The following is a 24,029-nucleotide window of genomic DNA, read 5'->3' as shown; positions in this document are numbered from 1 at the left end:
CCGGCGCGACGTGGGTCGCCCAGTATCGGGCGGCACGCGTGCGGATCGAGTCCACGCGTGGAAATCAGTGTGCGACGCGATCAGCGGCGGCTGAAGCGCGCCACCAGCCGGTCGCCAAGCATCTGCAGTAGCTGCACCATGACCAGCAGCGCGACCACGGTCACCACCGCCACATCGGTGCGCGAGCGCAGGTAGCCGTCGCGGTAGGCCAGATCGCCCAGGCCACCCGAGCCGATCGCGCCGCCCATCGCGGTGAAGCCGATCAGCGCGATCGTGGTCACCGTCGCGCCGGCGATCAGCCCCGGCAGCGCCTCGGGCAGCAACACCCGCAGCACCAGCTGCCGGGTCGTGGCGCCCATCGCCAGGCTGGCCTCGATGACCCCGCGCTCGACCTCGCGCAGCGCGGTCTCCACCAGCCGCGCATAGAACGGCGCCGCACCGACCACCAGCGGCAGGATCGCGCCGCGCACGCCCAGCGACGTGCCCATCGCTTTGAGCGTGATCGGGATCAGCACGATCATCAGGATGATGAAGGGCACCGAGCGCAGCAGGTTCACCACCAGCGCCAGGCCGCCATAGAGAGCCGGGCGCGCATGCAGCTGGCGCGGGCCGGTGAGGAACAGCAATACGCCCAGCGGCAGGCCGATCAGCAGCGTCAGCGGCAGCGAGCCGGCGAGCATCAGCAAGGTGTCGACCGTCGCCTGGCCGATCTCGCCCCACTTGGCGGCATCGACATTGGGCAGCAGCGGGGTGCTCATCGCGGTAGCTCCTCGACGTGCACGCCGGCCTGCGCGAACCGGCGCAGCGCCTCGTCGGATTGGGCGCCGGTCACCGCCAGCGTCAGCTGGCCGTAGGGCAGGCGCTTGATGCGGTCGATACGCCCGGCCAGGATCGTGTAGTCGATGCCGGTCTCGCGCGCGACACGGCCCAGCAGCGGCTGCCAGGTCTCCTCGCCGGTGAACGTGAGTCGGAGCAGGCGCCCGTCCACGTGCGCGATGTCCTCCTGCAGCGCGCCTTCGTCGATCGCCTCGGATTCGGCGACGAAGCGGCGCGTGGTCGGGTGCTGGGGGTGCAGGAACACCTCGGCGACCGGACCGCTCTCCACCAGGTGCCCGGCGTCGAGCACCGCGACGCGGTCGCAGACCCGGCGCACGACATCCATCTCGTGGGTGATCAGCACGATCGTCAGGCCCAGCTCGCGGTTGATGCCGTCGAGCAGCTGCAGCACCGAGGCGGTGGTCTGCGGGTCGAGGGCGCTGGTCGCCTCGTCGCACAGCAGGATCTTGGGCTCGGTCGCCAGCGCGCGCGCCACGCCGACGCGCTGCTTCTGCCCGCCCGACAGCTGCGCGGGGTACTTGTCGCGGTGCGCCTCCAGGCCGACGCGCACCAGCAGGTCCTGCGCTCGGGCGCGCGCCTGCGCCTTCGGCACGCCGGCCAGGCGCAGCGGGAAGGCGATGTTGTCCAGCACGGTCCGGGCAGAGAGCAGGTTGAAGTGCTGGAAGATCATGCCCACGCGCCGGCGCAAGTGCCGCAGGCCGTCGCCGTCGAGCGTGCCAAGCGCCTGGCCGTCGACCGTCAGCGAGCCGCCGCTGGGTGTCTCCAGGCCGTTGATCAGCCGCAAGAGTGTCGACTTGCCGGCGCCCGAATGCCCGACGATGCCGAACACCTCGCCGGCCTGGATCGTGAGGTCGAGCGGATGCAGCGCGATGACCTCGCGCCCGTGCACCGGGTAGGACTTGTGGATGCCTTCGAAACGGATCACGTGCTGCGCTGCGCAAGAACCGGCGTGCAGGCTAGCAGGCCGCGGGCGCCGCGGCGATGGCGCGGCCGCTCAAGCCCAGCCGCCATGCCGGAAACGGATCCTCCAGGTCGGTCCAGGCCTCGGACCAGGCGCCCGCCGCGATGTCGTCGACCAGGTAGGCGTCGAGTCGTGCGCGCACCACGGCCAGGTCAAGGTCGAGACCGATGATCGCCAGTTCCTGCCGCCGGTCGCCCAGTAGCGGTGAACGGCAGACACGGGAGAAGCGGACATTGGGGCCCTCAATATACTAATGTTATAAAATAACATTACTGAAGCCGGACCCGAGCCTGTCCATGCGGTTTGACCCACATTCGACATCCCATTTCTTAGGCGTCAGTTCCCGTGATTTCGCGTGAATTCGGCGAAGATCGCCAGCGTTTCCGGGCTGACGTGATGCTCGATGCCCTCCGAATCGCGACGTGCGATGTCCTCTGGCACGCCGAGCGCGATCAGGAAGGCCTCGACGATGTGGTGGCGCTCGCGGCTGGCCGTCGCCAGCGCCTCGCCGGCGTCGGTCAGGAACACGCCGCGGTAGGGCCGCTGGATCACCAGGCCGTCTCGGACCAACCGCTTGAGCGTGCGCGCGACCGTGGGCTGTGCCACGCCCAGCCGCGCGGCGATGTCGACCTGGCGGGCCTCGCCAGCATCGGCGAGCAGATCGGAGATCAGCTCGACGTAGTCCTCGGTGAGTTCGGAGCGGTGCGCGTTGCGGACCTGGCGGAAGCTCTCGACCTGGACGTCGGCATCGAGCAGGGGCCCGGGACGGCCCGGTGTACGGCGGTCTGGCGGCGTTCTGACCATGCGGTCGCGGGTCCGGAAAAACGATGCGATACCGCTATTGTCGCCAATCGCCGGCATCGAAACGCGGAAATTTAAGCGTAGAGTCAGTAACAGATTGTTTGCTAATTAATATAGCAATGGCTATAAAGGCGGTACTATGACGCCTGTTCCCCCGTTCCGATCCTCTCGCCTCGCGCCGGCCCTGATGCCGCGCGCCTGCCTCCGGCGATCGCCGGCCTGCGCATCGCTGCTGCTCGCGTTCAGTGCCGCAGGCCCGGGCACCATCGCCGCGCAGGAGCGCGGCCCGGTCGAGTTGCAGCGCGTCGAGGCGGTGGTCAGCACCGCCACGCGCAGCGAGCGCTTGCTCTCCGACGTGCCGGTGCGCACCGAACTGCTGCGCGGCGAGGACATCGCGTTGCGCGGGGTGACCGATTTCTCGCGCGTCGCCGAGCTGATCAACGGTCTGCGCGTGGAGAGCAACTGTCAGAACTGCAATACCTCCGAGGTCCAGCTGCTGGGGATGGGCGGCGCCTACAGCCAGCTGCTGTTCGATGGCGCGCCGCTGTTGTCGACGCTGGGCAGCGTGTACGGGCTTGAGCAGATCCCGGCCGCGTTCATCGATCGTGTCGAGGTCGTCAAGGGCGGTGGATCGGCGCTCTACGGACCCGGGGCGGTGGCCGGCGTCATCAATCTGATCCCGCCCCGCCCTGCTCGCAGCGGCGGCTTCGTGCAGGCCGGCATCGAGCTGCAGCAGGGCGAGCCGATGCGCACCGTGGATGGCCGTGTGGACCGGGTGGCGGCCGACGGCCGAGGCGGACTGTCTGTCGTGGGCCAGTGGGCCAAGCACGACCCGATCGACTTCAACGACGACGGTTACAGCGAGATCGCCGGCAAGGACCAGCGCGTCGCCGGCGTGCAGGCCTGGCGCGCGCTGGGAGAGGCCGACACGCTGCGCGCGCACTACCTGCTCACCCGCGAGGACCGCCGCGGCGGCAATCGCTTCGACAGGCCCGAGTGGCAGGCCAACATCGCCGAGTCGCTCGAGACCGAGTACCACCGCGGCGGCGTGCACTGGGAACGGATCGTCGACGAGACCGCGGATCTCACGCTCGGCTACGCGTTCGCCTTTATCCGGCGCCACAGCTTCTACGGTGGCCTGGGGGATGTGGAGACCGATCCCGCGGCGCCCGGCTTCGAGGCCGGTGCGCTCGATCCGGACGTGCCCGGCAGCCCGGCCGCGACCGCCTTCGACCAGTACGGCTACACCGTCAACCCACTGCACTACCTCGATGGTCAGTACACGCTGCGCCACGGCGCGCACGCGCTCGCGTTCGGGCTGCAGTACCGGCGCGAATCGGTGCGCGACGACCAGCGCGATGCGACCGGCACCACGTTGCGCCGCGGCGAGCGCGAGACGTTTTCCAACCTCGGCGCGTTCGTGCAGGACGAGTGGACGATCGCCGAGGACGTGGACCTGGTGCTGGGCGCGCGCCTGGACCGGCATTCGGCGCTCGACGACCCGATCCTCTCGCCGCGCATCGCGTTGGCCTGGCAGGCGCGCGATGCGGTGAAACTACGCGCCGGCGTCTCGACCGGTTTTCGCGCGCCGGAAGTGTTCAGTGAGGACCTGCACGTCGACACGCTCGGCGCCGAGCCGGTCCGTATCCGCAATGCCGAAGGCCTCGACGAGGAACGCGCGACGACCGCGATGCTGGGCATCGACTGGCGGCCGGTCGCGGCCAACGGGCGTTTGAGCTGGGACGCGACGGTCTCGGCAACGCGGCTGCGCGACACCTTCGTGCTCGGCGAGATCCGCGAGGACGCCGACGGCCTGTACCAGCTGCGCAGCAACGCCAGCGGCTCGCGGGTCGCCGGCTTCGAGAGCAACCTGGGCTGGCAGGCCTCGGACGACCTGAGCCTGAGCGCGGGGGTGGCGTGGTACCGCAATCGCTACGACGACGCGCAGGTGGTGTTCGACGACCGCGACGCGGGCGGCAGCACCGTGTTGGCGACGCGCGAGGCGCTCAAGTCGCCGCGCTGGGGCGGGCAGGCGCAACTGGTGTGGTCGCCATCGCCGCTGATCGACGCCTTCGTCGGCGTGAAGTACACCGGACGGATGCAGGCCTTGCACCACAACGCCGCCGCGCTGGTACGCACGCGCGACTTCTGGGTCGTCGACGTCGGTACGACCTGGCACCTGGGACGGGGCGCGCGTCACTGGGACCTGGCGCTGGGGCTGCGCAACTTGCTCGACCAGCGGCAGCGAGACCTGGAGACCGGTGCCGGCCGCGACAGCGACTACGTCTACGGACCCCGCTTCGCGCGGTCGGCGTATGCGAGCGCCCGCTTCAACTTCTGAGTGGCGCGCTGTGCGGGTGTCGGCGCTCGCCGCGTTGCTGTCGCTCATCGCGCCGCTGTCGGCGCCGGCATCGGGCGACGATGCCAGCCGTGCCGATCCCGCGCTGCGCGCGGCGATCGACGCCGCGCTCGTGCGTCCCGACGGCGTGGACCTGCCGGCGTATCGCTGGGACCGGCCGCCGGAAATCGTCGCGCTGTACTTCGGCGCCGACTGGTGCGCGCCGTGCCACGCGTTCTCGCCGACGCTGCGCGAGGTGCGCGACGCGCTGCGCGCGGCCGGCGCCGACACCGAGGTGGTCTACGCCAGCCTCGACGAATCGGCAGCGCAGATGCGTCGCACGATGCGCCTGCGGGCGATGCCGTGGCCGGCGATCGAACCGCGGCGGTTGCGCATGCTCGACCCGGTGCGCGCGCTGGGCGGGATCGCGCCGCCGAATCTGGTGCTGGTCGACCGCGAGGGACGCGTGCTCGCCAGCGGCTGGGACGGGCGGCGCTACCTCGGCTTGCAGCCAGTGCTGCAGGCCTGGGCCGCGCATTTCGCAGCCTCAGGCGTCCTTGGGCAAGGCGCGGACCTGCGCCGGCCGGCCGCGCGAGTCGAGCGCGATCATCACAAAGCGCCCGCGCGTGCACAGCTCGCGCTCGCCGCTGATCAGGTCCTCGGCGATCACCTCGACCTCCACCTGCATCGAGGTGCGCCCGACCTCGACCACGCGCGCGATCGTCTCCACCAGCTGCCCTTGGCGGATCGGCAGCTTGAAATCCACCTGCTCCGAACGCGCGGTGACCACGGTCAGCCGCGCATAGCGCGAGGCGGCGATGAACGCGGCCTTGTCCATCCACGCCAACGCCTGGCCGCCGAATAGCGTGCCCAGGTGGTTGGTGTGATCGGGGAAGACGATCTCCAGCATCCGGGCTTCGGTGGCTGGTGCATCGGGAATGGGGGGCATGCGGAACTCGTGCGGGGGAGAGGGCGCGACGCCCGGTGACTCAGGCGTCGATCGGCGCGAGATGGCGTGCGACAGCCTGGATGATCTGCGGCGGGCTCTGGAACCCGGCCAGACGCGCGGCTTCCTCGCCGTCGCGAAACAGCGCCAGCGTCGGCGTCTGCCGCAGGCCCAGGCCGCGGAAGAAGTCCTCGCCGACGATCTCCAGCTTCACTTTCAGCAGGACCAGGCCGTTCGCAGCGTCGGTCGCGGCGAACTTGGCCAGCGACATGTCGAGCATCTTGCAGCCCGGGCAGTCGTCCTTGTAGTAGTCCACGAGCAGGCGCGGATGCGCGGCCAGGGCGGCAGCGTAGTCGTCAGGCGTGGAGGCGTGCAGGGTCTGCATGGGACGGGGTCTCGGTACGGGCGACTATGGTATCGGTCCAGCGTTCGATCTTCAGCGCGTCGCGTTCGCCGTGCGGCATCTGTTCGATCTCCAGCGTCGGGTAGTCGGTGCCGAAGAACGTCGCGATGCGATGCACCGCGCCGCAGTAGTACTCCGCGCCCCACTGCGTCTCGCCGGTGCCGAACACCGCGACGCGTTCGGGCTTGCCGACCGCGTCGACCAGGTCGGCGATGAAACGCTTCATCTCGCTGGGCGTACGGCCGGCGTTGTCGGTCCAGGCGCCGAGCACATACAGATCGTGCGCGGCGCCATCGGGGCAGACAGACGCGAGGGTCTGGATGTCGGTCTCAATCCAGGTCACCTCGTGCCCCAGCGCCTCACAGCGCGCCCGCACCATCCGTGCGACGTCGCGGGTGTTGCCGCTGAGCGAACAGTAGGCGAGGAGGATGCGCACGGGTCAGACTCGATGTTCCAGAAACCGGGGTCAGAGTCGATTTCCGATCATCGGATCGTCAGGTGGCGGCGAGGCCGCCGGACGAACATCGACTCTGACCCCGGTTTTGCGATGCCTCAAAGATCGTCGAAGCCGTTGTCCGAATTCGTCTTCTTGTACGACGCGTTGCGCATCTCGAAGAAGTCGGTCTTGGTTTCGGTGAAGTTGTCGGCGTAGGCCTTGATCCACGGCATGACGTTGTCGGTGGTCTCGGTGTAGAGCTTCTCGATGCCGAGCATGCCGGACATCTTGTTGGCGCGGTACTTCACGTAGCGGATCATCTCGTCGACGTCGATGCCGTCGATGCCGTCGAGCACTTCGCCTGTCCACTGCACTTCCAGGTCGATCGCGTGGGCGAAGGCCTTGTGCACGTAGTCGGTGAGCTCGTTGGTCTGCAGCTCCGGGTTCTCGCCGACGATGGCGCGGATCACCTCGCTGATGAACTTGGTATGGGCCAGTTCGTCTCGGTTGATGAAGCTGATGATCTTGCCGGTGCCGGTCATCCGGTTCTGGCGGACCAGGTTGTAGAAGTACGCGAAGCCCGAATAGAAGTTGATGCCTTCGAGGATCGAGGACTGGATCAGCGAGCGCAGCAGCGTCTCGGCGGTCTTCTCGCGCATGAAGTCGTCGTACGACTCCATGATCGGCGCGTTGCGCTTCTGGATCGTGGGATGCGTGCGCGCGATTTCGAAGACGCGGTTCTGGTTCGACAGGTCGGTGATCGAGGCCAGGACGTAGCTGTAGCTCTCGTTGTGGATCACTTCCTGCTGGCCGATGATCGCGGCGTTGGCGTGCGCGGCCGGGTCGGTGATGTACTCGGCGACGTTGTAGATGAAGCGCGTCTGCGGCGAGTCGAGCGTGGCCAGCAGGCCGATGATCGAATCGTAGGCGTTCTTCTCGCGCGCCGAGAGCTCACCGTACTGTTTGGCGTCGCTCTTCATGTCGACCTCGTCTGGAATCCAGAAGTTGGTCGAGAGCTCCTTGTAGGCGCGATAGAACGACGGGTACGGGATGTCGTTCCAGTTGAGGATGCCGGACGTGCGCCCGTTGATGATGCCGGTCGAGCGGTTGGGATGGCGTGGCTCGAGGATCTTGATGCGATCGAGCGGCGTAGAAGTCGTGGCCATGATTGCGTTTCTCGTGTTTCGTGTCGCGTGCGATCAGCAGAACCGGGGTCAGAGTGCATTTTTTCGTTGCACTCTCGAACCGGGGTCAGTGGATAAATGCACTCTGACCCCGGTTTAAGTCAGGAGGCGCGCCGAAGGCGCGGAGGTGTGGAAGCCAATGAAACGGGGCCCGCGGTTCGCGAGGCGAACCGTGGGGAGCGACAGCGCGAATGCGCTATCGCGTTCCCTTTAGCTACTGCACCACTCGCATTCGGCGATGTCGATGTCGTTGGAGCGCACGTAGTACGTGGTCTTGATGCCTTCGCGCCAGGCGGTCATGTGCAGCTCGAGCAGGGTGCTGGCGCGGATGGTGCTGGGCACGTACAGGTTGAAGCTGATCGCCTGGTCGACGTGGCGCTGGCGACGCGCGTTCTGGCGCACGGACGCGAACTGGTCGACCTTGTAGGCGCCCTTCTCGTAGAACGGCCAGGTCTCGAGCGACAGGCCGGGGGCGGCAACCGGACGCCGGTAATCCTTCTTCTCCTCGTAGTAGAACGCCGAGTAGATCGGGTCGATCGACGCGGTGGAGCCCGCGATCTGCGCGGTCGACATGTTCGGCGCGACCGCCATCAGCCAACCGTTGCGCATGCCGTTGACGCCGACCTTGGCGGCCAGTTCCAGCCACGCGGGCGAGTTGTAGTCGCGGTCGCGGAAGTAGGCACCAGTGTGCCAGTCGCTGCCGGCGAACACCGAGTAGGCGCCCTTTTCCTTGGCCAGTTCCATGCTCGCCTGTACGGTCAGGAAGTTGATGCGCTCATACAGCGTGTCGCTGAAGTCCTCGGCCTCGGGCGTGTTCCAGTGGATGCCCTTCTGCGCCAGCAGGTGATGCCAGCCGAACGTGCCCAGGCCGATCGCGCGGTACTTCTGGTTGGTGATCGTGGCCTGCGGGACGGGCAGCTGGTTGAGGTCGATGACGTTGTCGAGCATCCGCACCTGGATCGGGATCAGCCGCTCGAGCACGTCGGTGATCAAGTCGCCCTGGCCTTCCTGCGGCACGATCGCCCGACCCAGGTTCACCGACGACAGGTTGCACACGACGAAGTCGCCGGCCTGCTTGGTGGTAACGATCTGATTGCCGGAGATGATCTCCTGCATCATCTTCGTCGGGCTCATGTTCTGCAGGATCTCGGTGCACAGGTTCGACGAATAGACACGGCCGACGTGCTTGTTCGGGTTCTTCCGGTTCACTTCATCGCGGTAGAACATGAACGGGTTGCCGGTCTCGAGCTGCGACACCATGATCCGCTTGAAGATCTCGATCGCCTTGACGGTCTTGCGCGAGATGCGCTCGTCACGGACGACTTCCTCGTACTTCTTACGGAACGTGCCCTCGCCCTTCTTTTCGTCGAAGAAGTCCTGCAGGTACCAGCCCTTGACGCGATGGACCTCGTGCGGATCGAACAGGTACCAGTCGCCGCGGCGCTCGACCGCCTCCATGAACACGTCGGGGATGCACACCGAGGTGAACACGTCATGGGCGCGCAGGCGCTGATCGCCGTTGTTCAGGCGCAGATCCAGGAACGCCTCGATGTCGCGGTGCCACACGTCCAGGTACACCGCGACCGCGCCCTTGCGCTGGCCCAGCTGGTCGACCGACACGGCGGTGTTGTTGAGCTGCTTGATCCACGGCACCACGCCGCCCGAAGAATTGGGCACGCCGCGGATGGCCGAGCCCGACGAGCGCACATAGCCCAGGTACGCACCGACGCCGCCGCCGCCCTTGGAGACGCGGGCGATGTCGGTGTTGGAGTCATAGATGCCCTGCAGCGAGTCGTCGACGGTGTCGATGAAGCACGACGACAGCTGGCCGCCGACCTTGCCGGCGTTCTGCAGCGTCGGCGTCGCCACGGTCATGTACAGATTCGACAGCGCCCAGTAGGCCTCGCCGACGAGCTGCATGCGGCGCTCGCGGCCGCCGCGGGTCTCGTTCTGCATCAGATACAGCGCGATGGTGAGCCAGCGCTCCTGCGGCAGTTCGAACACGGCGCGCGAGGTGTCGGTGGCCAGATAGCGCGTGGCCAGCAGATACAGGCCGTTGTAGGCGAACAGCTTGTCGCGCTCGGGCTCGATCATGCGTCCGGCTTCCTGCAGTTCCTCCTTGGAGTAGGCGCGCAGGATGTCGTTGGAATAGATATTGCGGTCGGCCAGCGACTCCTGCAGGCCGACATAGGAGCCGTACTTCTGCTCGGCGTCGTAGAAGCGGTTGCGGCTGGCGCGCTTGTACAGGCGGTGGAGGTACAGGCGAGCGGCGAAGAACTCCCACTCCGGTGCGGTGACGTCGACGCGGGCCTCGGCCTCGCGGATCAGGTGGTCAACCAGGTCGTCGGCGTTGACCGCGTCCTTGCGTTCGACGAAACCGAACACGCTGCGCTTGTAGTCGACGATATCGAGTTGCGGGAACTCGCCGTGGACGCGGTCGATGCTGCGCTCCAGGCGCGCGCGGTCGTACGGGATCCGGCGGTTGCCGGCTTCCTTGGTGATCCAGGTGGAGACGTCGGTGTCGACGTCAGGGGTTTCAGCAGTTGCGGTATGCATGGCAGCGCTCGGGGGCGGCGGCACCACGTCGTCGGCGTCGACGGCGGACGGCGCCACAGGGGTGGGGGAGGCGATCGGGGTCGGGGGCGCGTCTGCGGGCGTCGAAGGGGCGGTCGAGATGGTGTCGTGGCTGGTCATGCGTCCTCTCTCTTCTTTTGGTGTCCAGTGCATTCGCGCACGCCCCGGCCCGCCCGCGTCGGGTCCGGTGGCTGCGGACGACCCGCCCCTGTACGGAGCGTCCACAGCCGCAAACCGCGCGTCGTGCTTTCGCGCGGCTGTCGGCAGGGTACGGACTCATGGGCGAAGGCGGCGCCTTCGTCCCGCCGCGTACCGAATCGCTCCGGTGGCGGGTGGGACGTTCCCAATTACCGCTGCGGGGCAGCACCGGACTGGCGTGGGGCGTCACCGGTGTCCCGTTTTTCATCCACAGACGTTGTGGCTGCGGAACCGACGGGCCCAAGATAGTGGGGTGGTCGGGCAGCGTCAACGCTAAATGTGGGGCGGGCACCCGGAGCCGCGTCAGGCCGGGAATCGTGCGGCCTCGGGCGGCCGCCGGGTGCGGGGCGATGCAGATCCGGCTGCGCCAGGCAACCCCGCCAGACGCCTATTCAGCTACGGCGACCGCCGTCCGCGCGCGCTGGACAGCGGCGGTCGCACGCGACCAGCGGCGCCAGTCGGGGGCCGGAATCGGCAGCGGCTGGTCGTGGTCGAGCAGTCGGCGCAGATCGACCGCAGCGTAATGCGGCGCCAGCGCCTGGACCAACGCGAAGCCGAAGTCGCGCAGGACCCGGTCGCGGCGCAGCAGCACCCAGGTGATGCATTCGGGCAGCAGGCCGTCCTCGACCGGCGGCGCGACCAGGCCGTCGTCGAGGTCGGCGCCCATCTCGTCGACGATCCCGACCCCCAGGCCGGCGTGGACGTAGGTCCGGATCAGCGCGCCGTCGCGCGCGGTCACCGCGAGGTCGGCGCGCAGGTCGGCAGCGGCGAACGCGCGTTGCAGCGACGAGGCGGGCTGCCGGCTCGATTCGTAGCTCACCAGCGGCACGCCGGCCAGGTCGCGCAGGCCGATCGGGCGCGGCAATGCCGTCAGCGGGTGGCCGGCCGGCACCAGCACCCGCCGGCCCCACCGGTACAGCGGAATCGCCACCAGGCCCGGCGGTGGGGCGCCGGTGCCGCTGAGGATCGCCAGGTCGGCATGGTGTTCGGCCAGCAGCCGCAGCGACTCGGCATCGCCCCCAGGCACCACGTGCACCGCGACCTCGGGCCAGTCGTTTTTGAGCGCCTGCAGCGCCGGCGGCAGCGCGTGGCGGGCCTGGGTGTGGGTGGTGGCGATGCGCAGCAGGCCCTGCGCCTCGCGGCGCAGGTTGTCGGCCAGCGCCTGGATGTTGCCGGCCTCGGCCAGCAGGCGGCGGGCGTGCGCGAGCACCTGCCGGCCCTCGTCGGTCAGCGCGGCGAGCGCGCGCTGGCGGCGGGTGAACAGCAGGAAGCCGAGCGAGTTCTCCAATTGCGCGAGCTGTTTGGACAGGCCCGACTGCGTCGCGTGCAGGCGGCGGGCGGCCAGGGTGATGTTGTGGCCGCATTCGACGATGGCGACGAAGCTGCGCAGTTGGGTGAGGGTCATGGCCAGGCCCGTGCCGACGGCGGGAATGTCGTGGCAGCGCATGGTCGCCCACGGACGCGACCGGCATGTCCCGCGGGCGACAACACTGTGTGCCGCGATCCGGCGACGCAGCCAGGTCGCGGCCATCGTCGGCGGCTAGCGACGCCCGGCCGGCACCAACTGGTCGGACAGCAGCAACGCGTTGAGCAACAGCCGTTCGGTGCCGTGCCAGTACTTGCGGTGCGCCGGGTCGTCGGCGAACAGCACGACGTTCCCGCGCCCGGTCGCGGCGACGACCGCCCACGGCGCGCCGCCGAGCCGGGCGCGGTTGCGCACCGAGACATAGCCGTTGACCAACGGCGCGTCGTCGATGCGCACGACCGTGGAGAAGCGGTCGCGCGCCGGTGGCAGGACCACCGCGCTCTCCTTGTTGACGAAGAGCGCGCGGCGCGGCACGCCGAAGGCCAGCGGATGGCTGATGTCGGCATCGGCCGAGACCAGGTTGCCGGAGATGCGGTCCTCGGCCAGCAGGTCGCGGCGGTCGCCGAAGTCCGCGCGCGCGGTGTCGTCCTCGTCGCGGGCCGGGGCCTGGCCCAGGCCGTCGGCGAGCTTGTGATCGATCGCCCACTGCGAGGCGCTGCCGAAGGTCACCAGCGAACCGCCGGCACGGACCCAGCCGCGCAGCGCCTCGACCGTCGCCTCGCTCCAGTCCTCGTAGTTGCCGCCGGCCAGCACGAGGCTGGTGTAGTTGCCCAGCGGCGCGCGCGCGAGCTGGGTCGGGTCGAGCCGGGTCGCCGGCCAGCGCAACTGCTCGCTCAGCGCGAACCAGGTCGAGCCGATCTCGGTCGCGTTGACGCCCTGGCCCATGACCAGCGCGACCCTGGGCTTGCGCAGCGGACGCACGCTGTCGCTGCCCAGGTCGATGCCGGCCACGCTCTGCCCGGTCGACAACGCATGCGCGCGCACCCCGGCCTCGCGCGTGGCGGCATCGACCGCCGCATGCAGCGCCTCGGCCGCCAGCGTCTGGCCGGCGACCGGCACCACCAGCGTGCCGTAGGAGAACGCGATTTCGCCGTCCGCGGTGCGCGCGGTGAACGGCTGGAATGCGCTGCGCACGCGGATGTCCTGTGCCAGCAGCGCGGCGAGCACGCGCGGTGCGGCCTGGTCGCGCCAGTCGATCGCGTAGGCGTAGCGCGCCTGGCCACCGACGATGCCGGCCTCGGCCGGCGGCAACGCCTGCACCCGCTCGCCCAATGCCGGTGCGCGGCGCGCGCGTGCGAATGCGATGCCATAGGCGTGCGCGATCGCGTACGAGGTGCTGCCGTAGACGCTCTCCTTCACCTCGGGCGTGGTCTCGAAGATCGAATGCACCAGCCGGAACTGCGGCTGCGCCGACGGCACGACGTAGGCGCTTCCGGGCGAGAACGTGGTGCCGTCGATCGTCGTCTCGCGCGCCAGCGCATGGACCTCGATGCGGTGGAGCAGCAGCAGGTCGAGCAGGCGCCGGGTCAGCGACGGGTCGTGCGCGTCGCCGAATACGAACGCGGCCGCGTCGTGGCGCCGGCCCTGGCTGAGCGCCGAGCGGAAGAAGTCTTTCTGCAGCGCCAGCAATCCAGGCTTCTCGGCGACCGCGCCGCGCACCGTCGCCAGCCCGGTCGCGACCTGGTTGCGAATCGTGAAGCGGAATTCCAGCGGGCCGCCGGCGGTGTCCTGCACCAGGCCGCGCGAACTGCCCTGCTCGACAGTGACGCCGACCCCGCCGTGGAAGTCGGGATAGGTCGAGCCGTAGACCGGCGAGAAGTTGTCGAAGTTCTCCTTCGTGTAGTACAGCGAGCCGAGCGCATCGAGGCCCTGGGCATGGTAGCGCGCCAGCGTGACGTTGAAATCGTAGGAGGCCTGCGGCAGCAGCGGGCTGTGCATGCTCGACGGCGACGGCTCGAAGTAGTACGTGCTGCCGGCGCCCATTTCGTGGAAGTCGATCTGCACGTTCGGCGTCCACTGGTGGAACAGGTCGATCTTGGGCCGGGTCTCGCGCTGGGTGACCGCGAGCCAGTCGCGGTTGAGGTCGGTGAAGTAGTGGTTGGTGCGCCCCATCGGGAACGGCTCGACGTGCTCCTTGTCCAGCGGGTCGGCGACCGGCGGGTTCGACTTCCACGCGTTGTGCCAGTTCGCCGCGCGGTCGCGGCCGTCGGGGTTCTGTGCCGGGTCGATCAGCACGATCGCCTCGTCGAGCCAGCGCGTGGTCTGTGCGCCGCGGTGCGCGGCCAGGTAGTAGGCGGTCAGCAGCGCGGCCTCGCCGCTCGAGGTCTCGTTGCCGTGCACGCTGTAGTACAGGCCGACGACGACCGGCAATTGCGGGGGCACGGCCGCCGCGGGATCGCGCTGGGTGGCGTGCGCGGCGCGCAGCGCCTCGAGCCGGCCGTGGTTGGCGGCCGAGGTGACGATGGCCGTGACCAGCGGGCGCTCCTCGTAGCTGCGCCCGGTCTGCTGCAGCGTGATCCGGTCGGACACGCGCGCCAGTTCGCGGAAATAGTCGACGATGCGGTCGTGCCGCGTGTAGTGGGTCCCCAGCGGATAGCCAAGGAACTGCTCGGGCGTGGGCACGTCGGGGTCGAAGTCCGCGGCCTGGGCCTGGGGAAAGTAATAAGCGTTCTGCGCGATCGCGACCAGCGGCAGCAGCGCGAGCAAGGCCAGCAGCAGCCGCATCGGCGCGCTGCGGAACAGGTGGCCGCGCCCGGAGGCGCGGTAGAGAGGAGCGTCGGGCATCGGCGTATCCGGTGAGAGGCGGCGCCTGCGCAAACGCGCGGATGCGCGTCGTTGCAGAAGCGCCGCTGAGGGCGCGGGGATCGGGTGCGAGGAGACGGCGGCGGACGGGCCGGTCAGAACCGGTAGTCGAAGCCCACCTGGAAGTAGCGCCCGCGCAAGTCGTACTGGCTGAAATCGTAGGGCGCGCGGATGCCGGGGAAGGACGCGTCGTGCGGCGGCGTTTCGTCGGCGATGTTCTCGACCTTGGCGTAGAGCGTCAGCTTCTCGATGCCCGACCAGGCGAGGTAGAGATCGAACTGGTCATAGGCGTCCACCCGCGACTGCGCGGCGCTTGCCGCGGCACTGGCCTTCTGGTCGTAACCGCCGATGCGGTACCAGGTCAGGCCGGTGTCGAAATCGCCGATCTTCCAGTCCAGCGTCGTCGTCGCCTTATTGCGCGGCAGCGACGGGCCGAGGTTGCTGCCGGCGTAGTCGACCAGCGGACCGCCGATCGTTTGCGGGCGCTTGTAGGCGAGCACGTGGGTGAACACACTCGACAGCCCGAAGCTGCCCGCATTGCCGGTGTGCCAGCGCTGGCGCAGTTCGGCATCCAGGCCCGAAGTCTGCAGTTCGCTCAAGTTCTGGTAGCGGTTGTAGACGGCCACCAGCTTGCCGCGTGCGTCGCGTACGACATCGGCCGGGTCGTTGGTCTGCACGATCGTGGCGGTGTTGCCGGTGCCCACCAGGTTGTCGAGCTCCACCCGGTACCAGTCCAGGCTCAGGCTGGTGTCGGCCCACGGCGAGACGACAACGCCCAGGTTGTAGCTGCGCGTGCGTTCGGGATCGAGGTCGGTGTTGCCGACAGTGAAGAACGTCGGGGTCTGGCGCGAATCGGGGACATCGGGATCGAAGGGATCGACGACCGAGCCGTAGGCGATGCTGGTTGAGGCCGAGTTCTCCGACAGCGATGGCGCGCGGAAGCCGCGCGAGGCCGAGGCCCGCACCAGCAGCGCATCGAGCGGCTGCCAGCGCAGTCCGGCCTTGGGCGAGAACGCGCTGCCGAAGTCGCTGTAGTGATCGCCGCGTCCAGCCAGTTGCAGTTCCAGCGTTGGGGTCACCGGCACATTGACCTCGGCGTAGACCGCGGCGACATCACGGTCGCCGTCGACCGCGGCGATCGCCGGGCGCACCTGCAGGCCGGCGTCGATCTGCCACGGGTTGCGCGAGACCAGCGACTCGTGGCGCCACTCGGCGCCGGCCGCGAAGCCCACGGTGCCGGCCGGCAGCTCGAACAGGCTGCCCGAGACCTTGAAGTCGACGCCGGTCAGCCGAGAGTCGGCCGGCCGCAGCGTGCTCAGCGCGATCGCGTCGAGCACGGCCTGCGGCGTCGTCGACGGCGCATGCAGGTTCAGGCTGCCGTCGGCGAGGGCCTGCGCCAGCGTCCAGCGGTTGGCGAAGCCGCCGGCAACGGTTTCTTCCTCGTTGCTGCGCGCCGCGAACGCCGCGGCCTCCCAGTCCCAGGTGTCGGAGAACCGGCCGCGCACGCCGCCCAGCACCCGGTAGGCGGTCGAGCGGTTGGTCTTGAGCGACTGGCCCAGGTCGAAGAACGTGTACTCGATCGGCGTGGCGACGCCGTAGGGGTTGTAGGGGTTGCCGGCCGGCAGCAGGTTGGACACCGGCTCGGCCAACCCGGTCTGCGCGTTGAGTGCGAAGCGCCCGCCCTCGAGCGTGAAGTACGGGCTGGAGCCGAACAGCGACGCGCCGCGGATGCGGCTCACCACCAGTTCGCCGAACGCCTCGGTGGTCTCGCCCAGGCGAACGGTGCCGTTGACATAGCCCTGGTAGCGCTCGGTCGCGGGAATCAGCGTCGTGTAGGGCGCGAGGTTGATCGCGCAGGTGTCGCCGGCGAGCCCGTCGATCGGCGCGCTCGCGGTCAGCACCATGCCCTGCGGGCAGTGGCCCGCGGCATCGAGCAGTGGCACCGACGCGCCGTTGACCAGGAAGCGTGCGCCCTTGGCCGACCAGCCGTTCCAGCGGCCGCCGGGCTTGTCGGTGTAGATGCCAGAGCGCGTGAGCGCGCGCTGGTCCTGGTCGAGCCGGTCGCGATCATAGGCCTCCAGGCTGAAGAGCAGGTTGTAGCCGTCGGTGTCGAGGTCGCCGACGCCGCCGACCAGCCGCGCACGCTGCGTGTCCAGCCCGCCTTGATCGGAGGTGCCCAGGCTGCCGCCCACTTCCAGGCCCTGGAAGTTCTGGCGGGTGATGATGTTGACCACGCCGGCGACCGCGTCTGATCCGTAGACGGCCGAGGCGCCGTCCTTGAGCACCTCGATGCGTTCGACCGCGACCAGCGGCAGCGCATTGAGGTTGACGAAGGTGTCCGACAGCCCGCCGGCCGGGAAGCCGTAATTGGCCAGCCGGCGGCCGTTGAGCAGCACCAGCGTGTTCTTCTGCGACAGGCCGCGCAGGCCGATGCCGGCCGAGCCCGACGCCCAACCACTGTTGCTGGTCTCGTTGGCGGCATTGCCGGTGTTGGCCGAGATCGAGCGCAGCACGTCGGCGACGGTGACCTTGCCCGAGGTCTCGAGCGCCTGCCGGTCGATGACCTGCACCGGGTTCGCCGTTTCGGCGTCCGCACGGCGGATGTGGGAGCCGGTCACGGTCACCGTGCCCAGCGTGCGCGCGCCTGCGTCTGCATGACCATCCGTATCCCGTGCGGCGGCGAGGGTGGGGAGGGACAGCGCCGCCAAGAGGGCGGACGCGAGGCGCGCGGGACTGGACATCTGCTGCACTGCAATATGGAGGGGCAGGCAGTGGGCCATGCGCGCGAAACGGACAGAAATGGTGATCCGGACTGGCGATATGGCGTTTTGGACTATCCAGACGTCGCGATGCCGGCCTGCAGATCGCAGGCAACGCGAGAGCAGGTTTCCGGCGCGGGATGCCGGACGTCGCGCGGCTGCGTCGACTACGCCCGATGCGCCCGCAGCAGGTATTCGGCGCTGCGCATCTCGATCAGACGCGAGGCGGTGCGCTCGAAGGCCGCCGACAGCCGCTCGCCGGCGTAGAGCTGGGGCGGTTCGGCATCGGCGGTGCACACCAGATTGACGTTGCGGTCGTAGAGCTCGTCGATCAGCGTGACGAACCGGCGCGCGGCGTCGTCGCGGCGGCCGTCCATCGTCGGGATGCCGCCGAGCAGCACGGTGTGGAACTCGGTCGCGATCTGGATGTAGTCGCTGGCGCCGCGCGGGCCGTCGCACAGCGCGTCGAAGTCGAACCAGGCCATGCCGGTGCAGCGCGCACGCACGGGGATGCGGCGGCCGTCGAGCTCGATGCCGGCGTCGCGATGCGCATCGTCGCCGCCCAACTCGCGCCAGCGCGTCTCCAGCCAGGCATCGGCGCCTGCATCGAGCGGCGCGCGGTAGACCGGCGAGCGGGTCAGCGCGCGCATGCGGTAGTCGGTGTCGCTCTCCAGGTAGACCACGTGGCAGTGGCGCTCGATCAGGGCGATCGCCGGCAGGAAGCGCGCGCGCTGCAGGCCGTCCTTGTACAGGTCGCCGGGCGCGGCATTGGAACTGGTCACCAGCACAATGCCGTCGGCGACCATGCGTTCGAGCAGCCGGGCCAGCAGCATCGCATCGCCGATGTCGCTGACGAAGAACTCGTCGAGCACGAGCACGCGCAGGCCGGCGTCGCGCCAGCCGCGCACGATCGCGGCCAGCGGATCGCGCTCGCCGGCATGCGCGCGCAGCGCGGTATGCACCTCGCGCATGAAGCGGTGGAAGTGCGTGCGCCGCTTGCCGCCCAGCCGCGGATCGGGCTCGGGGCTGCGCTCGGGGTCGCGCGGCGCGGCAGGCGCTGGCGCATCGGCGCGCGCCTCGCCCTTGAGCGTCCGCAGCGCCAGGCCGTCGTGGAACAGATCGATCATGAAGGTCTTGCCGCGCCCCACGCCGCCCCACAGGTACAGCCCGGGGATGTCGTCGCTGTGGCCCTCACCGCCGAACAGCCGGCCGAGCAGGCCTCGGCGCGGTGGCGGTGTGTGCAACGCGCGATGCAAGCGGTCGAGCTCGACCAGCGCCGGTTGCTGCGCCGGGTCGTGCTGCCAGTCGCCGCGCGCGACGCCCGCGGCGTAACGCTCGGAGGGCAGCGGCGGCAGGCTCATCGCCGGCCCCGCATCAGTGCGTCGCCGGGCCGGGCATGGCGGGCCGGGCTCATCGCGCTGGGGGCAGGTAGCTGCGCACGCCGTTCTTGACCACGCCGCGCAAGTCGATCATCCGGCGGTGGAAAAAATGGCCGGTGTCGGGCATGCGCACCAGTTCGGCCTGGGCGTCGCGTTCTTCGAGCCAGCGGTAGACCGCCTCGGGATCGACGATTTCATCGGACTCGCCCTGGATCACCAGCCACGGGCAATCGGGCAGCACGATGCGGTCGAAATCCCAGCGGCCGGCGGGCGGAGCGACCGAGATCAGCAGATCGGGCTTCAAGGCAGCGCTGGCACGCAGCGACACGTAGGCGCCGAAGCTGAAACCGGCCAGCCACAGGGCATCGCCGGGCCGTTCCCGGCGCACCCATTCGACCACGGCGGTCAGGTCGTCGGTCTCGCCGTCGCCGCGGTCGAACTGACCCTCGGAGGCACCGGTACCGCGGAAATTGAAGCGCAGGGTCGTCGCGCCGAGTTCGCGCAGCGAGCGCGCGACCATCGTCACGACCTTGTTGTGCATCGTGCCGCCCTCGGTGGGCAGCGGATGGCAGACCACCGCCACCAGCGGCAGCGCGGGGACGTCGGCCTCGGGCAGATCAATGGCGGCCTCGAGCGCGCCGACTGGACCGGCCAGCGTCAGCGGGCCCGATTGCGTGGGAAAGGTGGGGGACATCATGCCGCGATGATAAACGCCCGCGCGTTCACTCGCCGCGCAGGCGCAGGCCCACGACCAGGGGATCGTGATCGGAACTGCGCCACGGCGTGCCGTCGGGCGTGTCCAGTGCCGGCTCGTCGGCATTGTTGTGCCACTTCGCCGCGCCGTGCACGCGCGTCGACAGCGCCGGGCTCAGCAGCAGATGGTCGAGACGACCGGACTGTGCATCGAAGACGAAGCTGTAGCGCGTCTGCGCCGGCTCGGCATCGAAGGGGTCGCGCCAGCCGGCGTCGACGAATGCGCGGACCGGATCCTCCATCGCATAGGCGTTGAAATCGCCGACCACAGCGACCCGGTCACTGCTGCCGGTGGGATCGCTCGCCAGCCATGCCAGCAGCCGGCGCGCGGACTCGGTCCGGGTGGCGTTCCAGCACGCCTGGCCGTCGCCCTGGTCGCGATCCGCGCCCTCGGCGTCGCGACAGCCTTTCGACTTCAGATGCACCGCGACGACCGAGAACGTCGCCCCTGCATCGCGGCCGTCGCGCAGCGGCACGAACGCTTGCGCGAGCGGGACACGGCTATGGGCGACGAACGGGCCGCCTTCGAGCATCGCCGGCGCCCCTTGCGGCCGCACGCGCGTGCCGCGATAGAGCAGGCCGACCCGGATCGCGTTGTCGCCCGGTCCCTGGCCGGCGTCGACGAAGCGCCAGTCGCGTGCGGGGCCGGCGGCATTGAGCGCGGCCACCAGCTGGGCGATGCTCGCGTCGGCGTCGTAGCCGTCGTTCTCCAGTTCCATGACCGCGGCGATGTCGGCGTCGAGCGCGGCGATCGTCGCGACCAGCCCGGCGACCTGACGCGCCAGCGCCTCGGGCGACTTCGCGCCGCGCGCGGTCGGAAAGCCGCCGCCGCGACCGTCGCCGTTGAACAGGTTCTGCAGGTTGAAGGCGGCGATGCGCACGTCGCCACCCACCTGCGGCGCTGCCGGGCGTGGCGCCAGCGCCACCGTGGGCCTGGCGGTCGCGCGTAGCCGCCAGCCCTCGTCGCTGCGTTCCACGATGCCTTCCACGCCGGTCAGCACGCTGCCGGTGCGCAATGCCCGCGCGTGTTCGGGCAGATACCACGGCATGCCGCCTTCGGGCAGATCGTCGCGGCCGTCGTCGAGCACGATGCGCCGTGCGCGGTTGTCTGCGGCGACGGTCGCGGCGTCGGGCCCGGGCCGGGCGATCTCGGTCGGGGCGAACAGACGCCCGTCGAAACTCGCCACCAGCGTGCCGTCGCGGGCCAGTCGGTGCTGGCCGCTGACCGTCAGCGGTGCGTCGATGCGGACCCGCTGGCCCACCAGTGGCGTCCAGTCGGCCGGCGCGGCGGACAGGGTCACCGGCGCGGGCGTCGCCGCATCGGCGCGGCCGGGCACGGTCTCGTGGACAGGGCCGCCCGCCTGGCAGGCGGCGAGCAACAGGCAGAGCGGCAGGGCGAAGCGCAAGCGCATCACGGGGACTCCAGGCGGGCGGGGCCAAAACAACGACGCCGCCCGGAGGCGGCGTCGCGAGCGTCGGGCAGCACCGGGCATGCCGGCGCGCCGCAGCTTACTTCAGGTTGTCGACCATCCAGTCGACGACGGCATGCATCTGCTCGTCGGTCAGCGCCGGGTTGCCGCCGCGCGCGGGCATCACACCGGCCGCGCCGGTGAAGCCTTCAATCGAATGCTTGTACAGCGTGTCCTTGCCCTGGGCCAGGCGCGCATCCCAGTGCGCGTGGTCGAGCGTCGGCGCGCCGCCGGCGCCGGAGGTGTGGCAGCCCGCGCACAGGTTCTCGAAGATCACCGAGCCTTCGAGCGTGCCGCCGTAGGCGGCCTGCGAAGTCGCCGCTGCTGCCGCAGCAGCCGATGCGGCCGCCTGCGCGGCGGCACCGGTGGCGCCGGCGTAGACCGCGCCCACCGGCGCGATGCGCGCCTCGGTGCGCTGGGCGACATTGGGCGGAACTTCGGTCGGCACCGAACGCTGCAGGAACCAGGCGCCGGCGATCAGGCCCAGTGTGACGATGGTCAGAAACACCAGCACCATCGAGAAGCGCTTGAGGAATTCGAGATCGTAGTTGCGCACGAAGCACCCTTGGCTTTGGCGACATGGTCCGCGGACCACAGCTGTCGGCGAGTATACGGCCAGGTCGGCGAAAATGCCTGCGGCGTTCCGTCGCGGCGGCGCAGCATCGACGCGCGCCGCGTCCGTGTCCTCACATCCCCGCGTAGTTCGGACCGCCGCCCCCTTGCGGGGCGACCCAGACGATGTTCTGCGTCGGGTCCTTGATGTCGCAGGTCTTGCAGTGCACGCAGTTCTGCGCGTTGATCTGCAAGCGCGGGCCGTCGGGTCCTTCGACGAACTCGTAGACCGCCGCCGGGCAATAGCGCGCTTCCGGCCCGCCGTAAGTCGCCAGGTTCACGTCCACCGGCACGCGCGGATCCTTGAGCGTCAGATGCGCGGGCTGATCCTCGTCATGGTTGGTGCTCGACAGGTACACCGAGCTCAGACGGTCGAAGGTCAACACCCCGTCGGGCTTGGGATACGCGATTCTGGTGTGCTGCGCGGCCGGTTCCAGGCAGGCATGGTCTGGGCGGTCGCGGTGCAGTGTCCAAGGCGGCGTACGGATGCCGAGCTTGGGCAGCAACCACTGCTCGACGCCGGTCATCAGCGTCGCGGTCGTGCGGCCCTTCTTGAACCATTGCTTGAAGTTCTTGGCCTGGGAAAGTTCGGCATGCAGCCAGCTCGATTCGAACGCGGCCGGGTAGGCGGCCAGTTCGTCGCCGCCGCGGCCCTCGCCCAGCGCCGCGAAGGCAGCCTCGGCGGCCAGCATGCCGGTCTTGATCGCCGCATGGCTGCCCTTGATCCGGCTGGCGTTGAGCGTGCCGGCCTCGCAGCCGACGAATGCGCCGCCCGGGAACACCAGCTTCGGAATCGACAGCAGGCCGCCGGCGGTGATCGAGCGGGCGCCGTAGCCGATGCGCTTGCCGCCCTCCAGGTACTTGCGGATCTCCGGGTGCGTCTTGAAGCGCTGGAATTCCTCGAATGGACTCAGCCACGGGTTGCGGTAGTCCAGACCGACGACCAAGCCGATCGCGACCTTGCCGTCCTCGGCGTGATAGACGAACGAGCCGCCGTAGGTGTCGTCGCTCAACGGCCAGCCGGCGGTGTGCACCACCAGGCCCGGCTCGTGCTTGGCCGGGTCGACCTGCCACAGCTCCTTGATGCCCAGGCCATAGCTCTGCGGGTCGCGGCCGTCGTCGAGCGCGAAGCGCGCGATCAGCTCGCGACCCAGTTGCCCGCGCGAGCCTTCGGCGAAGATCGTGTACTTGGCATGCAGTTCCATGCCCAACTGGAACTCGGCGGTCGGCTGACCGTCCTTGCCGACGCCCAGGTTGCCGGTCGCCACCCCGCGCACTGCGCCGTCTTCGGTGTAGAGCACTTCGGCCGCAGCGAAGCCGGGGAAGATCTCCACGCCCAGGCCTTCGGCCTGCGTCGCCAACCAGCGCGTGACCGCGCCGAGGCTGATGATGTAATTACCGTGATTCTTGAAGCAGTCGGGCAGCAGAAAATCCGGCGTGGCCTTCGCGCCGGTCTCGTCCAGGAACAGGAACGCATCGCGCGTGACCGCCTGTGTCAGCGGCGCGCCCTTGGCCTGCCAGTCGGGAATCAGTTCGGTCAGTGCACGCGGGTCGACGATCGCGCCCGAAAGAATGTGTGCGCCGGGTTCGGAGCCTTTCTCCAGCACGCAGACCGACACCTCGCGCCCGGCCTCGGCGGCCAACTGCTTGAGCCGGATCGCGGTCGACAGTCCACCGGGACCGGCCCCGACGACGACCACGTCGTACTCCATCGATTCGCGCGGGCCGTGGGTCTGCAGCAATTCCTGAGGTGTCGTCATCGTTGCCTTGGGCGGGTGCCTGGGTGATGGAAGCGTCCGTCGGACAGCATCGCAACCTGCATGCGATGGCGGCGTGGCCGCAGCGCGCAAGTGTAGCGCGCCGTCTTGCGCGGGCTGCTCAGCGCGGCTTGGCAGGCAGCGGGAACGGCGTGACGACCTTCTCGCCGGAGGTCGCATCGCGGATCGCCGACTGCCCCTTCTTCTCCACTTCCTCGACCCGCAGCACGCTCTGCATCGGTAGATGCAGCGTGCGGGTGTGGCCGAATTCGGCCTGCAGGCGTTCTTCGGTCGGATCGACGACCAGGCCCTCGTGCACATCGAACACCAGGTCCGAGACCTCGACAAAGCCCCACAGCCGCCCACTCTCCACGCGCTGCGCGTACAGCTCGTAGACCTTGCCGTGGGTAAGAAAGGTGATCTTGTAGAGCGTCTTGGCGGTCATCGCGAAAGT

The 24,029-nt window shown here is 69.3% G+C and carries 18 protein-coding genes, 2 pseudogenes and 1 riboswitch; of the genes and pseudogenes, 2 read left to right on the top strand and 18 right to left on the bottom strand.

Going from position 1 to position 24,029, the window contains the following annotated elements; translation table 11 throughout:
* Window positions 1-80: 80 nt before the first annotated feature.
* The 4 genes and pseudogenes from MNO14_RS15810 to mntR all read right to left on the bottom strand — a co-directional run bounded on the left by MNO14_RS15810 (window position 81) and on the right by mntR (window position 2,602).
* A complete protein-coding gene (locus MNO14_RS15810; protein ID WP_241944631.1) occupies window positions 81-758 on the bottom strand; it encodes a methionine ABC transporter permease in 678 nt (225 codons plus the stop codon).
* Window positions 755-1,762, bottom strand: a complete 1,008-nt coding sequence (locus MNO14_RS15805) for a methionine ABC transporter ATP-binding protein (protein ID WP_241944630.1) — start codon at window positions 1,760-1,762, stop codon at window positions 755-757. The genes MNO14_RS15810 and MNO14_RS15805 overlap by 4 nt, the downstream gene beginning before the upstream one ends.
* Before the next feature lie 31 nt (window positions 1,763-1,793).
* Window positions 1,794-2,003: pseudogene (locus tag MNO14_RS15800) on the bottom strand (hypothetical protein); the annotation flags it as partial.
* A 131-nt stretch (window positions 2,004-2,134) separates the two neighbouring features.
* On the bottom strand, window positions 2,135-2,602 hold the full coding sequence (gene mntR, locus MNO14_RS15795; protein ID WP_241944628.1) for a manganese-binding transcriptional regulator MntR: 468 nt from the start codon (window positions 2,600-2,602) through the stop codon (window positions 2,135-2,137).
* A 184-nt stretch (window positions 2,603-2,786) separates the two neighbouring features.
* Between mntR and MNO14_RS15790 the strand changes: the two genes are divergently transcribed.
* Together MNO14_RS15790 and MNO14_RS15785 are read left to right on the top strand one after the other, a co-directional pair.
* Window positions 2,787-4,940 carry a TonB-dependent receptor gene (locus tag MNO14_RS15790; protein ID WP_241944627.1) on the top strand — a complete coding sequence of 718 codons (2,154 nt, stop codon included), beginning with the start codon at window positions 2,787-2,789 and terminating at the stop codon, window positions 4,938-4,940.
* Between the two features lie 10 nt (window positions 4,941-4,950).
* Window positions 4,951-5,466 (top strand): annotated as a pseudogene (locus MNO14_RS15785) (thioredoxin-like domain-containing protein); the annotation flags it as partial.
* Window positions 5,467-5,484: 18 nt separating this feature from the next.
* Here MNO14_RS15785 and MNO14_RS15780 read toward each other — a convergent pair.
* The 14 genes from MNO14_RS15780 to MNO14_RS15715 form a co-directional block, all read right to left on the bottom strand.
* Window positions 5,485-5,886: an acyl-CoA thioesterase gene (locus MNO14_RS15780; protein WP_241944626.1), complete on the bottom strand. Its 402-nt coding sequence runs from the start codon at window positions 5,884-5,886 to the stop codon at window positions 5,485-5,487.
* A gap of 40 nt (window positions 5,887-5,926) precedes the next feature.
* The gene (locus tag MNO14_RS15775; RefSeq protein ID WP_241944625.1) at window positions 5,927-6,268 is read right to left on the bottom strand and encodes a thioredoxin family protein; all 342 of its coding nucleotides are present in this window, start codon (window positions 6,266-6,268) and stop codon (window positions 5,927-5,929) included.
* Entirely contained in the window at window positions 6,240-6,722 is a 483-nt protein-coding gene (locus MNO14_RS15770) for a flavodoxin (RefSeq protein ID WP_241944624.1), read from the bottom strand. Before MNO14_RS15770 ends, MNO14_RS15775 begins: the two co-directional genes overlap by 29 nt.
* Window positions 6,723-6,838: 116 nt before the next feature.
* Window positions 6,839-7,888: a ribonucleotide-diphosphate reductase subunit beta gene (locus MNO14_RS15765; protein ID WP_241944623.1), complete on the bottom strand. Its 1,050-nt coding sequence runs from the start codon at window positions 7,886-7,888 to the stop codon at window positions 6,839-6,841.
* A gap of 228 nt (window positions 7,889-8,116) precedes the next feature.
* A complete protein-coding gene (locus MNO14_RS15760; protein WP_241944622.1) occupies window positions 8,117-10,600 on the bottom strand; it encodes a ribonucleoside-diphosphate reductase subunit alpha in 2,484 nt (827 codons plus the stop codon).
* A gap of 124 nt (window positions 10,601-10,724) precedes the next feature.
* Window positions 10,725-10,929: riboswitch (cobalamin riboswitch) on the bottom strand.
* A 137-nt stretch (window positions 10,930-11,066) separates the two neighbouring features.
* Window positions 11,067-12,083, bottom strand: a complete 1,017-nt coding sequence (locus MNO14_RS15755) for a LysR substrate-binding domain-containing protein (RefSeq protein ID WP_241944621.1) — start codon at window positions 12,081-12,083, stop codon at window positions 11,067-11,069.
* A 135-nt stretch (window positions 12,084-12,218) separates the two neighbouring features.
* On the bottom strand, window positions 12,219-14,828 hold the full coding sequence (locus MNO14_RS15750; RefSeq protein WP_241944620.1) for a M14 family zinc carboxypeptidase: 2,610 nt from the start codon (window positions 14,826-14,828) through the stop codon (window positions 12,219-12,221).
* Window positions 14,829-14,941: 113 nt separating this feature from the next.
* Window positions 14,942-17,587 (bottom strand): TonB-dependent receptor, encoded by a 2,646-nt coding sequence (locus MNO14_RS15745; protein ID WP_343226402.1) that lies wholly within the window; start codon window positions 17,585-17,587, stop codon window positions 14,942-14,944.
* A gap of 185 nt (window positions 17,588-17,772) precedes the next feature.
* Entirely contained in the window at window positions 17,773-18,966 is a 1,194-nt protein-coding gene (gene zapE, locus MNO14_RS15740; RefSeq protein ID WP_241944618.1) for a cell division protein ZapE, read from the bottom strand.
* Between the two features lie 49 nt (window positions 18,967-19,015).
* Window positions 19,016-19,681: an alpha/beta fold hydrolase gene (locus MNO14_RS15735; RefSeq protein WP_241944617.1), complete on the bottom strand. Its 666-nt coding sequence runs from the start codon at window positions 19,679-19,681 to the stop codon at window positions 19,016-19,018.
* Between the two features lie 25 nt (window positions 19,682-19,706).
* Entirely contained in the window at window positions 19,707-21,149 is a 1,443-nt protein-coding gene (locus tag MNO14_RS15730; RefSeq protein WP_241944616.1) for an ExeM/NucH family extracellular endonuclease, read from the bottom strand.
* A 97-nt stretch (window positions 21,150-21,246) separates the two neighbouring features.
* Window positions 21,247-21,762 (bottom strand): c-type cytochrome, encoded by a 516-nt coding sequence (locus tag MNO14_RS15725; RefSeq protein ID WP_241944615.1) that lies wholly within the window; start codon window positions 21,760-21,762, stop codon window positions 21,247-21,249.
* Window positions 21,763-21,892: 130 nt separating this feature from the next.
* Window positions 21,893-23,578 (bottom strand): electron transfer flavoprotein-ubiquinone oxidoreductase, encoded by a 1,686-nt coding sequence (locus MNO14_RS15720; protein ID WP_241944614.1) that lies wholly within the window; start codon window positions 23,576-23,578, stop codon window positions 21,893-21,895.
* A gap of 118 nt (window positions 23,579-23,696) precedes the next feature.
* The gene (locus MNO14_RS15715; protein ID WP_241944613.1) at window positions 23,697-24,020 is read right to left on the bottom strand and encodes a DUF1820 family protein; all 324 of its coding nucleotides are present in this window, start codon (window positions 24,018-24,020) and stop codon (window positions 23,697-23,699) included.
* Between the last annotated feature and the right edge of the window lie 9 nt (window positions 24,021-24,029).

Origin of the sequence: Luteimonas sp. S4-F44 (assembly GCF_022637415.1) — a bacterium.
Taxonomy (GTDB): Bacteria; Pseudomonadota; Gammaproteobacteria; order Xanthomonadales; family Xanthomonadaceae; genus Luteimonas.
The sequence above is the reverse complement of the archived record's forward strand: the minus strand, read 5'-3'. Positions and strand labels throughout refer to the sequence as shown.